Annotated in this window: 14 protein-coding genes and 2 tRNA genes; 6 read left to right on the top strand and 10 right to left on the bottom strand. The window is 33.3% G+C overall.

What is annotated here, in order from left to right; all coding sequences use genetic code 11:
• Positions 1-115 precede the first annotated feature (115 nt).
• Positions 116-1,531, top strand: coding sequence for an aldehyde dehydrogenase family protein (locus ASF10_RS03135; RefSeq protein WP_056245276.1), 1,416 nt, complete (start codon positions 116-118; stop codon positions 1,529-1,531).
• Between the two features lie 61 nt (positions 1,532-1,592).
• Positions 1,593-2,399, top strand: coding sequence for a helix-turn-helix domain-containing protein (locus ASF10_RS03130; RefSeq protein WP_056245275.1), 807 nt, complete (start codon positions 1,593-1,595; stop codon positions 2,397-2,399).
• Positions 2,400-2,497: 98 nt separating this feature from the next.
• Here ASF10_RS03130 and ASF10_RS03125 read toward each other — a convergent pair.
• Together ASF10_RS03125 and ASF10_RS03120 are read right to left on the bottom strand one after the other, a co-directional pair.
• A tRNA-Gln gene (locus ASF10_RS03125) sits at positions 2,498-2,568 on the bottom strand.
• 97 nt (positions 2,569-2,665) lie between these two features.
• A tRNA-Gln gene (locus tag ASF10_RS03120) sits at positions 2,666-2,736 on the bottom strand.
• Positions 2,737-2,981: 245 nt separating this feature from the next.
• Between ASF10_RS03120 and ASF10_RS03115 the strand changes: the two genes are divergently transcribed.
• Positions 2,982-6,263 carry a DUF2723 domain-containing protein gene (locus tag ASF10_RS03115; protein WP_056245270.1) on the top strand — a complete coding sequence of 1,094 codons (3,282 nt, stop codon included), beginning with the start codon at positions 2,982-2,984 and terminating at the stop codon, positions 6,261-6,263.
• A gap of 92 nt (positions 6,264-6,355) precedes the next feature.
• Entirely contained in the window at positions 6,356-6,991 is a 636-nt protein-coding gene (locus ASF10_RS03110; RefSeq protein WP_056245268.1) for a polysaccharide deacetylase family protein, read from the top strand.
• A 22-nt stretch (positions 6,992-7,013) separates the two neighbouring features.
• Here the strand turns inward: ASF10_RS03110 and ASF10_RS03105 are convergent, their stop codons facing one another.
• The 7 genes from ASF10_RS03105 to ASF10_RS03075 all read right to left on the bottom strand — a co-directional run bounded on the left by ASF10_RS03105 (position 7,014) and on the right by ASF10_RS03075 (position 11,742).
• Entirely contained in the window at positions 7,014-7,316 is a 303-nt protein-coding gene (locus tag ASF10_RS03105) for a thioredoxin family protein (RefSeq protein ID WP_007803883.1), read from the bottom strand.
• Between the two features lie 74 nt (positions 7,317-7,390).
• A complete protein-coding gene (locus ASF10_RS03100; protein ID WP_056245265.1) occupies positions 7,391-8,626 on the bottom strand; it encodes a metallophosphoesterase in 1,236 nt (411 codons plus the stop codon).
• 177 nt (positions 8,627-8,803) lie between these two features.
• Positions 8,804-8,992: a hypothetical protein gene (locus ASF10_RS03095; RefSeq protein WP_056245262.1), complete on the bottom strand. Its 189-nt coding sequence runs from the start codon at positions 8,990-8,992 to the stop codon at positions 8,804-8,806.
• A gap of 120 nt (positions 8,993-9,112) precedes the next feature.
• On the bottom strand, positions 9,113-10,438 hold the full coding sequence (locus ASF10_RS03090) for a sensor histidine kinase (protein WP_241774887.1): 1,326 nt from the start codon (positions 10,436-10,438) through the stop codon (positions 9,113-9,115).
• Between the two features lie 9 nt (positions 10,439-10,447).
• Positions 10,448-11,122, bottom strand: coding sequence for a response regulator transcription factor (locus ASF10_RS03085; RefSeq protein ID WP_056245255.1), 675 nt, complete (start codon positions 11,120-11,122; stop codon positions 10,448-10,450).
• A 189-nt stretch (positions 11,123-11,311) separates the two neighbouring features.
• Positions 11,312-11,494, bottom strand: a complete 183-nt coding sequence (locus ASF10_RS03080) for a hypothetical protein (RefSeq protein WP_056245251.1) — start codon at positions 11,492-11,494, stop codon at positions 11,312-11,314.
• A gap of 50 nt (positions 11,495-11,544) precedes the next feature.
• A complete protein-coding gene (locus ASF10_RS03075; RefSeq protein ID WP_056245248.1) occupies positions 11,545-11,742 on the bottom strand; it encodes a hypothetical protein in 198 nt (65 codons plus the stop codon).
• 350 nt (positions 11,743-12,092) lie between these two features.
• On the opposite strand from ASF10_RS03075, the gene polA reads away from it, so the two are divergent.
• Positions 12,093-14,933, top strand: coding sequence for a DNA polymerase I (polA, locus tag ASF10_RS03070; protein ID WP_056245245.1), 2,841 nt, complete (start codon positions 12,093-12,095; stop codon positions 14,931-14,933).
• 213 nt (positions 14,934-15,146) lie between these two features.
• On the opposite strand, the gene ASF10_RS03065 is transcribed toward polA, so the two are convergent.
• Positions 15,147-16,172: a LacI family DNA-binding transcriptional regulator gene (locus ASF10_RS03065; RefSeq protein WP_056245243.1), complete on the bottom strand. Its 1,026-nt coding sequence runs from the start codon at positions 16,170-16,172 to the stop codon at positions 15,147-15,149.
• A 196-nt stretch (positions 16,173-16,368) separates the two neighbouring features.
• On the opposite strand from ASF10_RS03065, the gene ASF10_RS03060 reads away from it, so the two are divergent.
• Complete coding sequence (locus ASF10_RS03060; RefSeq protein WP_056245240.1) at positions 16,369-17,115, top strand: ferritin-like domain-containing protein; 747 nt, start codon at positions 16,369-16,371, stop codon at positions 17,113-17,115.
• The last annotated feature ends 2 nt before the right edge of the window (positions 17,116-17,117 follow it).

Raw genomic sequence — 17,117 nt, 5'->3', positions numbered from 1 at the left:
ATTAAAAACTACTTAAATAATGAGCTTTTTAACAAAGCTTATTTGAGCTTTACAACAAAGCTGACCGTCCCGTTAATCCAGATCTTTGTCAAATAAAATTCATAAAAAATACAACATGAAATCAATAGACAAAATTTACATTAACGGAGAATTTATAACTCCACAAGGAAAACAATATTTTGACCTTATCAGCCCAACCACAAATGAAAAATTAGGACAGGTGCTTTTAGGAAATGAGGATGATACTAAAAACGCGATAGCCGCAGCTAAAGAAGCTTTTAAAAGTTTTTCTAAAACCACAACAACAGAGAGAATTCAGTATTTAAAAAACATTCAGGCTTCTATCGAAAAAAGAAAAGAAGATTTTATCGATGTTATGATTGAAGAATACGGCGGAACATTACAATTTTCGACTATAAGTTTTGATTATATGTTAAAAAGCTTCGACTCGGCAATAAACTTATTAAATACTTACAGTTTCACCAAAACCATGGGAGAATCTGAGGTTCAGATGACGCCGATTGGTGTAGTTGGAATAATTATTCCTTGGAATTCCAGCAATGGTTTTATTGCCAGCAAATTATCAACCGCAATTGCCGCAGGATGCACTACAGTGATTAAACCAAGCGAAATGAGCGCGCAACAAACTCAATTAATGACAGAATGTCTTCACGAAGCAGGATTGCCAAAAGGAGTTTTTAATATCGTTAATGGATTAGGCGAAATAGTTGGTGCAGAAATAAGCCGAAATCCTGATGTTGCAAAAATCTCTTTTACCGGATCTACAAATGTTGGAAAAATTATCGCTAAAGAAGCAGTAGAAACCATGAAGCGTGTTACACTGGAACTTGGAGGAAAATCACCTAATATCATTCTTGATGATGCTGATTTTTCAAAAGCAATTCCGCTTGCCGTCATTGCCGCTTATATGAATAGCGGACAGGCATGTATTGCCGGAACCAGATTGTTAGTTCCGGAAAATCGATTCGAAGAGGTAAAAAAATTAATAAAAGAAGTCGTCTCAAATACTATTGTTGACAATCCAAAAAACAAAACAACAGCAGTTGGCCCAATGGTAAGCCTAAAACAATATGAACGCGTTCAAAATTACATCCAGATTGGAATCGATGAAGGTGCCGAAATACTAATTGGAGGTTTAGGTAAACCAGAAGGATTAGAAAAAGGAAACTTTGTAAAACCAACCGTTTTTGCAAACGTAAACAATCAAATGCGAATTGCAAGAGAAGAAATTTTTGGTCCTGTTTTATCTATTATAACTTACAAAACCGAAGAAGAAGCCATTGAAATTGCCAATGACACTAATTACGGACTACAAGCATATATAAGCTCATCAGACGAAAAAAGAGCTCATAGCGTTGCCTCACAAATAAATGCTGGCCGCGTACAAATAAACGGAATAGGTCATGATCCCATGGCGCCTTTTGGAGGATTTAAACAATCAGGAATAGGCAGGGAATTTGGAACAATTGGTCTTGAAGCATATCTTGAACCAAAAGCATTAATTCGATAAATAAACCGGATCCGGAAGCCTTCACAAGTAAGATTTCCGGATCTTTTAGTAACTTTACGTTATGACAGCAAAACCAATCACAAAACCCAAAATACTCTACTCCTGCTACTACGCAAGAAGTCGTGAAGGAGAAAACTTTATACCGGAACATGTATTTAGTTACCAGATTTCAGGAGAAATGATCGCTTCTGACAGCAAGAATAGCTACATTTCAAAAGAAGGTGATTTTCGTTTTAGCAAAAGAAACCATTTAGCAAAATTTATTAAAATTCCACCCGAAGGAGGTGAATTCAAAACAATCTCTCTTTTCTTAGATCAGGAAATCTTACGTGAAATAAGCAAAGAGTACGACTTTAGAATCAGCAAGAAAACAGATTCTAAAGCCATGATTTCATTAACACCAAATCCTCTTTATAAAGCTTTTATGGAATCACTGATATCTTACCTCGAAGTAGAACAAGAAAATAACGAAGGATTATTTAATTTAAAAATAAAAGAAGCCGTACATCTTTTACTTAAAGTAAATCCAGAATTAAAAGATATCTTATTTGATTTTAATGAGCCCGGCAAAATCGATCTTGAAGCTTTTATGAATAAGAATTTTCATTTCAACGTTCATCTTACCCGTTTTGCATATCTCACCGGCAGAAGTTTAGCTACTTTTAAAAGAGACTTTCAAAAGACATTTCAGGAAACACCCGGAAAATGGCTTTTAAACAAAAGACTGCAAGAAGCATATTACTTAATCAAGCAGGGAAAATCTCCATCAGAAGTCTATATTGGCGTGGGCTTCGAAGACTTATCGCATTTTTCATTTTCATTTAAAAAGAAATTCGGAATTGTCCCATCTTCTTTATTTACGAAATAAGCCAATTCAAAATCAACAAAATAGATCTTAGAAATAAAAAACACCAATAAAAAAGTTTATTGCATAAAAAAAGCCTCTCAATTGAGAGGCTTTTTATGTTGGTCTACAAGGACTCGAACCTTGAAAGACTGCACCAAAAACAGTTGTGTTACCATTACACCATAGACCAATAAGAATGCTTACGCGAATGCAAATTTAAAGCTTTTTTTAGTTTGCACAACTTTATTTTTGAATAAAAAAGCCTCTCGATTGAGAGGCTTTTTATGTTGGTCTACAAGGACTCGAACCTTGAAAGACTGCACCAAAAACAGTTGTGTTACCATTACACCATAGACCAGCGTTGCTGTTAAGCGAGTGCAAATTTAAAGCTTTTTTTAGTTTGCGCAAACTTTTTGACAAAAAAAAATCATTTTTTTTCATTTTTCCATCTCAACAATCCGTAATAATTCTACAAGTATTTCACAAACAACGCATTACTACAAACAAATACTTTTGCAGAATTTTATGTTAATGCTCTTCTCTTTCAACAAAAAAACATTTTCTTTGTAGGATAGAAAACATACATAATTATAACACCTAAATATGGCACAATTCAATTTCAATAAATGGAATACAATTATTGGTTGGTTTGCATTTGCAATCGCATTAATTACCTATACATTAACAGTTGAACCCACTATGAGTTTTTGGGATTGTGGCGAATATATTGCCACAGCAGCTAAACTAGAAGTTGGTCACCCTCCGGGAGCACCTTTATTCCAGATGATGGGCGCATTTTTTGCCATGTTTGCTATCGATGCCCAACATGTAGCCGTGATGGTTAATATGATGTCTGTTTTTTCAAGCGCTTTTACTATTTTGTTTTTATTCTGGTCTTCATCTATGATTTTGAAAAAGATTATAGAGCGTTTTTCAGAAATCAATCAAAACAATTCGATTGTTATATTAGGAAGCTCTTTTGTTGGGGCTCTTGCCTACACTTTCTCTGACAGTTTCTGGTTTAATGCAGTTGAAGCCGAAGTTTATGCAATGGCTTCTTTATTAATTGCATTGCTTTTCTGGCTTGGTTTACGCTGGGAACAAGATATGGATAAACCAAAAGGAAACAAATGGTTATTGGTTATTTCATTAGTAGTAGGACTTTCATTTGGAGTTCACTTTATGGCACTTTTAACTATTCCTTCGATAGGTTTTCTTTACTATTTCAAACATTACGAAAAAGTTACAATCAAAAACTTTCTTATTGCCAATGTTGTAGTAATTGGTATTTTGCTATTTATATTCAAACTGCTTTTACCGCTAACAATGGAAGCTTTTGCAGATACTGAAGTTTTTATGGTTAACAGTATTGGATTGCCTTTTAACTCCGGAACTATATTTGTAGCCCTAATATTAATTGCATTCTTTTATTTTGGATTAAAATACACCAAACAAAAAGGCCTGGTTTTCTATAACACCATAATTCTTTGCATCTTATTTATTTTTATCGGATTCTCTACCTGGATGATGTTACCTGTTCGTGCTAACGCAAACACAGTAATTAACGAGAACAAACCATCAGATGCTGCAGAGGTTTTAGCTTATTACAATCGTGAGCAATATGGAGTAAATCCTTTGTTTTACGGCCCTCAATACACAGAAGTTTTCTCTGGTCTTGATGCAAAAACACCTTATTTAGACAAAAAACCTAACTACGAGAGAGATTATAAAACTGGTAAATATATCATTACCAATAATTTCAAAAACGCAGAACAAAATACTGACGATAACCAAAAAACGATTCTGCCAAGAATGTGGAGCACTGAAACAGGACACATTCAAAACTATATTAGCTTTACAAATCCTCCTAAATTTAAAATAAATCCTAACTATGATTATGAACAGGATTTAGGCAAATACGGAATTGATCCTAGCCAGTTAAGCGAAGAAGAATACAATAAAGCGACAGCGCAATTGCGCAATGAAGTTGAAAAAACAGTTTCTGAATTCAGAAAAGCATATGCTCAAAAGCAAATTGACAACGAAGGCTATACAAAATTCTTGAAAAGTTACGGTGATTATTTAATTATCGAAAAGCCATCGGCTGTTGATAATTTCAGTTTTATGTTCGAATATCAATTTGGATATATGTATTGGAGGTATCTAATGTGGAATTTCGTTGGACGTCAAAGTGATGTTCAGGGTAAATATGATAATCTTGACGGAAACTGGATTAGCGGTATAAAAGCGCTTGACTCATTACACCTTGGTTCTCAGGACAACTTACCATCAGATGTTTTAAACAACAAAGGAAGAAACGTTTATTTCTTCCTGCCTTTTATTCTTGGTCTTATAGGACTAATGTATCATGCTAATAAAGATCTTAAAAGCTTTTATGTGCTTTTAGCTTTATTTTTATTTACCGGAATTGCCTTAAAAATATACCTGAACGAAAGACCTTTTGAGCCTCGTGAAAGAGATTATGCCCTTGTAGGATCGTTTTATGTATTTGCGATCTGGATAGGATTTGGGGTTTATTCGCTCTATGAAAGTATTCAGAAATATATTGCCCCTAAAATTGCAGGACCAATTATTATTGGCGCAAGTTTATTAGCAGCTCCTGTTTTAATGGCCGCTCAAAACTGGGACGATCACGACAGATCAGGAAAATATACTGCGGTTGCAATGGCAAAAGCGTATTTGAATTCCTGTGATAAAGATGCAATTTTATTTACCATTGGAGACAATGATACGTTCCCGTTATGGTATGCGCAGGAAATTGAAGGCATTAGAACAGATGTTAAGATTGTAAATACGAGTTTATTTATGACAGATTGGTACATTGATCAAATGAAAGCAAAAGCTTATGAATCTGATCCTTTACCAATATCTTTTACACACGATGAATATGTTGGAGATAAACTGGATTATGTAGCTCACATACCAAAAATTGAAACTCGTTGGAACATTAATGACTTTATTAGCTTCATTAAAAACCCAAAATCGACTGTAGGTTTACAAAACGGACAGACAATTCACTTTTATCCAACAAATAAAATCAGAGTTCCTGTTGATAAAAATACAATTATCAAAAACAAAGTTGTGAACCCTAAGTATAACGATTCTATCGTACCCTACATGGATATTGACATTAAAGGAAGCGCTATATACAAAAATCGTTTAATGATGCTGGACATTCTTGCTAACAACAATTGGAAAAGACCAATTTATTTTAGCGGAGGTGCTTTTGACGATGAGGATTATTTATGGCTTAAGGATTATTTACAATTAGACGGAATGGTCTATAAATTAGTTCCTGTAAAAAATACGCCTTCAAAAGATGGCGGACCAATGGATATGGGACAAATTGATGCCGACAAGATGTATGATATTGTAATGAAATGGGATTGGGGTAATAGCGAAAGTGATAAAATTTATCACGATCCGGAAACCAGAAGAAACAGCATAACTTATCGCACGAATTTATCTCGTTTAATGAACCAGCTTATTGCAGAAGGTAAAATTGACAAAGCCAAAAACATTATCAATTTAGCGATGACAAAAATGCCTTTGGATAAATTTGGATACTATTCTTTAGTAGAGCCATTTGCCGGAGGATATTATAAAGTTGGAGATACTGCAAAAGCACAAGATTTACTAAACAAGCTAGTTCAGAAATATAAAGAGGAACTAAATTATTATGCAACATTAACGCCTGTTGATCAAACTGACCTTGCAATTGATATCATTACAGATATTGAGCGTTACAGAAGTTTATTACAAGTTATGAAAGAAAATAAAGATCTTGGTTTCTACGAAAAACAGAAAACGACATTTAATACTTATGTTAATGTTTTTGAACGTTTTGGAAGAGAAAAAGAATAATATACGAAAAACATAGCAATTAAAAAAATGCAGCGCAATTTGATAAATAGCGTTGCATTTTTTATTTTTACATATCTGTAAATCAAATCAAAATGAGCTTTTATTGGGTAAAAACTAATTCATTTATCAAAAGGGTATTTTCTAAATATTGTTGGGATATTCCAAACAACGAAAAGAAAATATACCTGACTTTTGATGATGGCCCAACTCCGGAGATTACAGATTGGGTTTTATCTGAATTGAAAAAGTTTGATGCAAAAGCTACTTTCTTCTGCATAGGAAAAAACATAAAAGCCAACCTGGCTTTATTCGAAAAATTAATTACTGAAGGACATTCTATAGGAAACCATACCATGAACCATGTAAATGGATGGAAAAGCAATAACAATGATTATATTGAGAATGTAAAAAACTGTGCTGCTATTTTAGAAGAAGAAAAAACGTGCAACATGATATTTCGCCCGCCTTACGGGAAAATCAAAAAAGCACAATCCAAAATCCTAAGAAAACTAGGGTACAAAATAATTATGTGGGATGTTTTAAGCGCTGATTTTGATCAGACTATTACTCCTGAAAAGTGCCTTGAAAACGTTACTAAAAACGTAAAATCAGGAAGTGTAATTGTATTTCATGACAGCATAAAAGCTTCACCTAATTTAAAATTTGCATTGCCTAAAACTTTACATTTTTTAAAGGAAAACGGCTATACATTTGACATTATTCACTAAATAACATCACAAAGGGTAGTATTTATAAACTGAATTGTTCCTGAACAATTCCTATAATTGTATTTGCATCAAGTTCACCTGATTGTCTCCATATCATTTGCCCTTCTTTATAAATCATTAAAGTAGGTAATCCTTTTATACGCAACGCTTCTGCCAATTCCTGATTTTTATCTACATCTATCTTAATCACTTTGGCTTTATCGCCTAGTGCAGCCGCAACATCCTTAATTACAGGATGCATCGATACCGATGATTCATTCCAATCCGTGTAAAAATCAATTAACACTGGGACTTGAGCATTTATAAGTTCTCCAAATTTTGACATAAAACCAAAAATTTAATTCTTTTTTATTCTGTTAAAAAGAGATAGTTATATACAAATGTAGCATTTTTAACGAATTAAGCCACATTGTTCCCTTTTTTTAGTTCAATCACTGTAATTTCGGGCATAATACCCACTCTACCGGGATAAGCATGAAAACCAAATCCGCGATTTACATAAACATAACGGCCAACGTTTTCATATAAACCTGCCCATTGTTTGTAAATATACTGAGCCAGACTCCATTTGAAATATCCCGGAATTTCAATTCCAAATTGCATACCATGCGTATGACCTGACAAAGTCAAATGAAAGTTTTTAGGGTGGTTTTTTATTTCATATTCCCAATGACTCGGATCATGACTCATCAACACCTTAAAATCATCCTGATGCACGTTTTGAGACGCTTTATTTAAATCTCCTGCTTTCTTAAAATTCTGACCCCAATTCTCTACTCCAATCAAAGCAATTTTATCATCGCCTTTTTGAATATAAGTATGTTCATTAAGCAAAAGCTCAAAACCTATCTGCCCGTAAAGGCTTTTTATTTCCTGAAAGTTTTCGTCTTTTTGTTTTTCAGAAGGCCATGTTACATATTCGCCATAATCATGATTTCCTAAAACTGAAAATTTTCCGTATTTATACTCTTTTATTCTATTGAAAGTCTCCAGCCATGGATGCATTTCTTTGGCATGAGTATTTACAATATCGCCTGTAAACAAAATCATATCTGCTTCCTGCTCATTAATCAAATCAATGGCATAATTTATTTTATCCGGATTATCAAAACTTCCGCTATGAACGTCTGAGATCTGAGTAATTTTAAAACCATCAAATGCATCCGGTAAATCAGGAAAATAGATAGTCTGCTTAAAAACTTTAAAATTATACTTACCTTCAAAAATTCCGTAAAGCAATGATAAAAAAGGAACGGCAGCCAACCCTAATGCCACTTGACTAATAAACTTTCTTCTGTCCGGCATAATGTCTTTTCTTGGAACATTATACATGAAATAATTCAAAATACTTGCTCCAATCCTAAAAATATCTTCACCAAACATCACAAGCGTCAAAACTATTTTAGGAACATATACCAATAACATCAAACCCATTGTAAACATGGTTTGTTTGGTCTGTCCAACAGAACGATCAAATTGTGTAAAAGAGTAAATGATAAAAATTAAAAGCAGTAAACTTATAATTTGATAACTCACCAAAACCCATCTCAATTTTACTAAGGTACGAAAGGCTTGATAAGAATAGAACTCAATAAATAAAAAAAGAGCACACAGAATTACAAAACGTAAGATCATTATTTATAGTTTTAAGCAAAGTAACAAAGAATGAATTTTTTATTGCTTTTTATTATCAAAATTTTAACTGAAATAAAACAAAAAGCTGATAGATTTCTCTACCAGCTTTTTCTCTACCAAATTTTTTAAAACCTTTATAATCCACAACACGGTTTGCCTTCACAAACATGTGCTGTTTTATTTTTTAGCTTCTGGCTTAGCTGCTTCTGGTTTAGCTTCGGCTTTTTTAGCTTTTTTATCTGCTTTTTTGTCTTTCTTAGGCGCTTTAGCTTCTTTTACAGGAGTTGTTTGAACTGGAGTAGTCTGAGCGTTTACCATTCCAGTTGTTCCTAAAACTAATACTACTAACATTACTAATTTTTTCATGATTTGAAGTTTTTATGATTATTACTATTTTCATTTATTATACCTCAAAGATATATTCGTTAAATGAAGACAAAATGAAGATTATACGACTTTGAAAAAATTAACTTTTAATTGTATTTTTTAGGCTTCAGGAAACAATAACATAAAGGTTGTTCCTTCGTTTATCTGGGAAACCACTTTTATCTCAATATGATGAAAAGAAGCAATACTGGCTGCAATAGCAAGCCCTAAGCCCTGCCCTTCCTGATCTGAACTAATTCTGGCGAATCTGTTGAATATGTTTTCAATTTGAGAAGTAGTCATTCCTATTCCGGAATCTTTTATAGAAATAAAATAATTGTTTTCTAAAACACCGTCTGCTACTTCAATGCTTCCTTTTGGTTTATTGTATTTAATGGCATTGGTAACCAGATTATAAATCAGAATATGAATAAGCGTTTTATTTCCTGTAAAGGTAAAATCATGATCCATTTTATTTAAAAACCGAATTTCCCTATCATCAATACGATCTTGTAAATCTTCTTGCAGATCAGTAATAATCTCATGAAAATTTATATTCTCATTTGCCTCGTATTGATTATTTTCGATTCTGGAAATCAACAATAAATTATTGATTATTTTTTTCAGCATATCCAATGTTCTTAACGAACCTGCAATTTTATCAAAAGCATTATCATCTAACGAATCGTTTTGAAGCAGGTTCTCGAACTTATTTTTAAGTAAGGCAATTGGTGTAAGCAATTCATGAGAAACATTTGATATGAATTGTTTTTCTTTTTTAAAAAGCTCCGTGATACGATCCATCATTTGATTTAAAACAAAATCTAGTTCCCTAAAATCCCTCGATCTGGCCTTTATTGGTGTATGATCAAAAGCTTCAGGTTCGTTAACACGCCTTATTTTTGTATCAATGATTTTATAAAAAGGCTTCAGCAGGTATTCTATGTAAAAAGTATCTGCCAGAAAAGTTATGAATAATATGACCACAAATACAATTATAATAAAAAACCTGATTATAAAAGTAAGATCATTTACCTCACTAAGACTACTCCCTATTTCGAGTTGATAACCTTGATTTTCGTAAATAAAATGATATTGAAGAATTCTGTATTCATTTTCTTCACCTTCGATAATGCGGTATTCATTATTAAAAACAGCTTTTTTTTGATTGGCTTTTACAGGAGATTTCGAAAGCACCAGAAACTCACTGTGCAGTGTAGAAAACTGCGAATATGTTTCTGTCGAATCATCTGAGTTTTCGATAAAATCATTAATTTCATTTTGATCTAAATGCTCAATAAATTTTTGCTTTTTCTCCAGCAATCCATTATTAATATGTCTGTAAACAACATTTTCGACCAATATTGGCAACATAAGCCATAATACTAAAATTACCAACAATCTTGTTAGTGCATTAAAAATCGCCAGTTGATGTTTTATCTTCACAATATTTGTTTACTCATTTATACGATAACCAACATTTCTTACTGTTTCGAACCACTCTATTGCGGTATGTTTGTCCAGTTTTTTTCGAAGATTTCGAACATGAACATCAATAAAATTAGAGTCTGAATTCACTTCCAGAATGTCTCCCCAGATATGCTCTGTCAATTGCAATCTCGTAATTACCCTGTTTTTATTTAAAACCAGATATTGAAAAATATCAAATTCTTTTTTGGTAAGACTAATAGGTGTTTCGCTATAACTCACTTTATAATCCTGAAGCTGCAATAAAAATCCGTGAATACTCAAACTATTCAAAGTAAATCCATGAATCCTGCGAATTACAGCAAATAATCGTGCGCTAAGTTCTGTCAGCGCAAAAGGTTTTGTCAAATAATCATCTGCACCAAGATGCAAACCATTTATCCTGTCATCTAATTCGCCTCGTGCCGTAAGTACAATAACGGCCATTTTTGACTTTGATTTACGAACCGTTTTTAAAACCTCAAATCCATCTCCGTCAGGCAAACCAAGATCAAGAAGCATCGCATCATAATCGTTACTATTCACTTCTTCAAGAGCATCGCTGCAAGTATGGGCAATCTTGCAAACGTAACCTGTGTTGCATAAAAAATCATAAACTTCAACAGCAAGCTCCTTATTATCTTCAACAATTAGAATATTCATAATACAGCGTTTAAGCGCAAATAAATTTAAGCAATTCTAAAAAAAATTATTGCGCATTATTAAAAAATTAACGAATCAAAAAAAGCTGATAAATTTCTTTACCAGCTTTCTCCATCTGCATTCTAATAATCATTACTTCTGTTTTGCCTCCTTTACAATTCTTTGAAAGCAAAACAAAACCAACTTTTATTATTTCATTTTAGTCGCTTCTGCTTTTGGGGCCTCCGCTTTTTCTTTTTTATCTCCTTTGTTTTTGTGGTGTTTTGTAGCTTTAACTTCTTTTGCAGGGGCAGCCTGAGTTGGAGTTGTTTGTGCACTCACCATTGCAGTTGTTCCTAAAACTGCTACTAATAACATCAATAAATTTTTCATGATTTTTAAATTTTAAATTAATTAACCTTTTATTTTACAACAACCTTTTCTTATTTTTTTACTTTAGCACTCTCTACTTTTGTAGCTTCGCTTTTTTCTGATTTCACTTTTTTATCAGATTTGGTTTTTGGGTGTTTTGTCGCTTTAACTTCTTTTGCAGGAGCTGCTTTAACATCTTTTGCAGGAAAAGCACTTACCATCACACTTGTACCTAAAACTGCTACTAATAACATCAATAAATTTCTCATGATTTCTACTATTTAAAAATTAATACCTTTTATTTTACAGATCAAATGTACCTCTGTAATATGAAGACAAAATGAAGAAATCCCTGGCGCTAAATATTTTAACTTGACATTAACTATTGATGTGCTTTCTATTACAATGTAAGGCGCACAGCAATGCGTCTTTTATTAGGATACAAACAAATAATTTAACTCTTATCATACTAAAATTCTCCTAAACCATAGACGTACTGCTGTGCGCCTCTACATATTAGGATAGAAAACCAATCTCATTTTAAATTTGCGTTTATTTTTCAGAACCGAATCATTTTTAAAACCCAATTGTTTATTTTTACACACTAATATTTTTTTTTATGTCAACTCAAAAACGTCTTTTTCTTCTCGATGCTTACGCTTTAATTTTTCGTGGTTATTATGCCTTTATAAAAAATCCGCGAATTAACTCTAAAGGAATGGATACATCAGCGATTATGGGATTCATGAATTCGCTTTTGGATGTTATTAAACGTGAAAAACCAGACCATTTGGCTGTAGCTTTTGATAAAGGAGGAAGCCATGTAAGAACTGAAATGTTTGTTGAATACAAAGCCAATCGGGATGCTACTCCAGAAGCAATTAAAATTGCTATACCTTATATACAGGATTTATTAAGAGCAATGCATATTCCTATTATCGAAATAGAAGGCTGTGAAGCCGATGATTTGATTGGAACAATTGCGAAACAAGCCGAAAAAGAAAACTACAAAGTTTTTATGGTGACTCCGGACAAGGATTTTGCACAATTAGTGTCTGAAAATATCTTTATGTATAAGCCAGCCCGAATGGGAAATGGTATAGAAATCTGGGGAGTTCCAGAAGTTTTGGCAAAATTCGAAATCGAAAAACCGGAACAAGTAATTGATTTTCTTGGAATGATGGGAGATGCTGTCGACAATATTCCGGGATTACCAGGAGTTGGTGAAGTAACTGCCAAAAAGTTTTTGAAAGAATTTGGTTCGATGGAAAATCTTTTAGAAAATACCCATTTACTAAAAGGCAAAATGAAAGAGAATATCGAAGCCAATAAAGAAAAAGGTATTTTATCTAAAAAACTGGCTACTATTATATGTGATTGCGATGTTGTTTTTAATGAAAATGATTATGAACTTTCACGTCCTGATATCGAAAAGACAGATGCTATTTTTCAGGAATTGGAATTTAGAAGAATGGCAGAACAATTTGATAATCTGTTTAAATTTGGTGGTGGAAACGAATTAGCCAATAAAGGTGATGAAGCCAAATTATACAAAAAACCACAACCTAAAAACGAAGATCAATTTGATCTTTTTGGCGGCGGTGCAACTATAGATGAAAATACCGAAGAAAGAACTTCGTTTTATAATACCTTAGAAAACACACCTCACTCCTATCAAGCTGTAGAAGGTGATTTAGGAATTAAATTATTGTTACAAAATTTACAAAAACAGACTTCTGTTTGCTTTGACACTGAAACTACTGGTCTGGATGCTTTGCATGCTGAATTGGTTGGAATGTCTTTTGCTTATGAAAAAGGAAAAGCATTTTACGTTCCGTTTCCGGAAAGCCAGGAAGAAGCTCAGACTTTAGTAGATAAGTTCAAGCCGTTTTTTGAGAATGAAAACATCGAAAAAATTGGTCAGAACTTAAAATATGACCTAAAAATCCTTTCTAATTATGGAGTTGTCGTAAAAGGAAAGCTTTTTGACACCATGATTGCGCATTATCTAATCAATCCGGATATGCGTCATAATATGGATATTTTAGCCGAAACCTATTTGAAGTATTCTCCAAAATCAATTGAAACTTTAATTGGTAAAAAGGGAAAAAACCAACTCACAATGCGCGACGTTGCACTTGAAGAAATCAAGGAATATGCTGCCGAAGATGCCGATATTACATTACAATTAAAAGAGATTTTTACTGCTGAATTAGACAAAACCGAGACTAAAAAATTATTCGATGAAATCGAAATTCCGTTAGTTAGTGTTTTGGCCGATATGGAAACCGAAGGAATTCGTTTAGATGTTGAGTTTTTAAGCATAATGTCTAAAGAAATGGAAATCGAGATTAAATCTCTGGAAGAAAAAATATACGAAACTGCAGGAGAAAAATTCAATCTGGCTTCTCCAAAACAATTAGGAGATATCTTATTTGATAAACTAAAAATTGGCGGAGCAAAACAAAAGAAAACCAAAACGGGTCAATATGCAACTGGCGAAGAAGTTTTGACATATTTAGCAAATGACAACCCAATTGTAAAACAAATTCTGGATTGGCGTCAAATGGTAAAATTGCAAAGCACTTATATCCTTGCTTTGCCGGAACAAGTAGACAAAAAGACTTTACGCGTTCATACGGATTATATGCAAACTGTTGCGGCTACAGGCCGTTTGAGTTCTAATAATCCGAACTTGCAAAATATTCCAATTCGTACAGAAAGAGGCCGTCAGATTCGTAAGGCATTTGTTGCCCGCGATGAAAACCATACTTTAATATCTGCCGATTACTCGCAAATAGAATTAAGAATTATTGCCGCATTAAGTGGCGAAGAAAACATGATTGCCGCTTTCCAGAACGGAGAAGACATTCATAAAGCAACCGCTGCAAAAGTATTTGATGTTCCTTTAGAAGAAGTTTCACGCGAACAAAGAAGTAATGCTAAAACAGTAAACTTTGGTATTATTTACGGTGTTTCTGCTTTTGGACTAAGCAATCAAACTTCATTATCACGTAGCGAAAGTGCTGCTTTGATCGAAGCGTATTACAAAACATATCCAAGATTAAGATCTTATATTAATGAGCAAATAGAATTTGCCCGCGAAAAAGGATATGTACAAACTATCCTTGGACGTCGTAGATATTTAAAAGACATCAACTCTGCAAATGCTGTAGTTCGTAGTGCTGCCGAAAGAAATGCTGTAAACGCACCGATTCAGGGAAGTGCTGCCGATGTTATTAAAATCGCAATGATCAACATTCATAAAAAACTAAAAGAAGAAAACTGGAAATCCAGAATGTTACTTCAGGTTCATGATGAGCTTGTGTTCGATGTTCATAATGACGAACTCGAAAAAATCCAACCTATGATTAAACATGAAATGGAAAACGCATTTATGATGAGTGTTCCTTTAGATGTAGAACTTGGTTTAGGTCTGGATTGGCTGGCAGCGCATTAATTTATTTAAGATTTTTGATTGTAGATTTTAGATTTCTACCCAATCTTGTCATTTCGACGAAGGAGAAATCACACTAGAAACTCTACAATCAAAATCGACAATCTTTGTCGAATCCCGAGTGTGATTTCTCCTTCGTCGAAATGACAAAAATTGTATAAACAAAAAAAAGACTGTCTTCTCGGACAGTCTTTTTTTTATAATCTATATAGATATTTATACTTTTCTTGTTGATTCTCGTTCTTTCAACTTCGTCTTGATAACAATGGTTTCATAATCGGAAGTTTCTTCTTCTGATTCTTCTAAACGTTTGATTAATTGTTTGGCAGCAACTTCTCCAATTTCGATTCCGTGTTGGCTTACTGTTGTTAAACTTGGCGATAAACGTCTTGAAGCTAAGATTCCATCAGCAAAACCTATTATTGATATATCTTCAGGAACTTTATACCCTTTTTTCAAACTTACGCGTAAAGCAGCAACTGAATCATTTTCATCCAAAGCAAAAATAGCATCAATTTTATGATCGAAAATGGCATCAATTTTAGCTTTCATATCATCCTCAGAATCGGTACGAAGAATAATCTTTTCGTTTACCAGAATATTATTATCAGCCAAAGCTTTCAAATATCCATCTGCTCTTAATTTTCCAACGCTTAAATTATCAACAGAAGAGATCAAGGCGATATTTTTACATCCTAAATTAATTAAATGCTGAGTAGAGTTTAAAGCCGAATCGAAATCATCAACTACAACTTTATCACATTCTACTTCATCTGCAATACGATCAAACATTACAATTGGAGTTCCGTCGTTTATAATCGCCGAAAAGTGACTGTAATCTTGCAATTTTTGAGCTTCTTCAGAAACAGAAAGGATAAATCCGTCGATTGTTCCGTTGCTTAGCATTTCAAGTGTATGAATTTCTTTCTCTAAAGATTCATTCGAAATACAGGTAATTACATTATATCCTTTTTTATCGGCTACTTTTTCGATACCACTAAAAACCTTTGCAAAAAAGGAGTTTAATATATTAGGTATAATTACACCAATTGTTTTGGTCTTACGATTCTTTAAATTCAGACCAATAACATTCGGTTTATAATTTTTGAGTTTGGCATACTCCTTAATCTTCACCTTCGTTTGCTCACTAATTTCCGGACTATCGTTTAATGCCTTAGAAACCGTAGACACAGAAACACCTAATTCTTTCGCAATTTGTTTTAGAGTTGCTTTAGCTTTCATTTAAAAATAATTTTATGTAATTAATACAAATATAGTAGAATTACCTAAAATAAAACAAAAATCACCTACCAGTATTTAAAAATATAAGGTCTTTCCGAAATAAAATAAAAATAACTCGATTTCTCAAAACCGCACTTACAAAAATTTCGTTAATACCTTAATACATGTTATTAACCTTTTTTAAAAAACCTTGATTATGAAAAACGAAGTTAAAATTCATGAGGTTGACCCTTCATTGAATAACAGAAGGAGCTTTCTTAAGCTCAGCGGTCTGGCATTAGCAGGCGCAGGTCTCGTAATAGCTGGTTGCAGCAATGATGATAATGACAACGGACCTGAAGATACGTCGCTGCCAGGAGTTAGAAATGGTGTTTTTGATTTAGGCTCTGGAGATTTTGGAGTATTAACTTATGCTTATGCTCTTGAACAACTAGAAGCCGACTTTTATACTAAAGTTGTAAATTCTACAAGTTTTAACAGTGCCTTTAATGATACTGAACGTCAGGTTTTAACTGATTTGTATCATCACGAAGTAATTCACAGAGACTTTTTTAAAGCTGCTTTATCCGGAGCACTTCCAAATCCAAGCTCACAATTACTTCCTACACTAGCTTTTAATTATGGTTCTCTGAACTTTAATAGCCGTACCGAAGTTCTTGCAACAGCAAAAGCACTAGAAGACACAGGAGTTGCTGCTTATAACGGAGCCGGAAAATTAATTAAAAGTGCTGATTACTTACTATTAGCAGGAAAAATTGTCTCAGTAGAAGCCAGACATGCAGCAGCTATTAGAAGTTTGATTAATCCTAATTCTAAGGATTTTGCCGGTGACGATATCATTAGTGCATCTACTGGTTTAGATGTTGCTAAAGACCCTTCTAAAATTCTGCCAATTGCCGGAGGTTTTATTACCACAAAATTTACTGCCAAATATTTACCTTAATC

This window comes from Flavobacterium sp. Leaf82, from assembly GCF_001422725.1.
In the GTDB taxonomy this organism is placed as follows: Bacteria; Bacteroidota; Bacteroidia; order Flavobacteriales; family Flavobacteriaceae; genus Flavobacterium.
The sequence above is the reverse complement of the archived record's forward strand: the minus strand, read 5'-3'. Positions and strand labels throughout refer to the sequence as shown.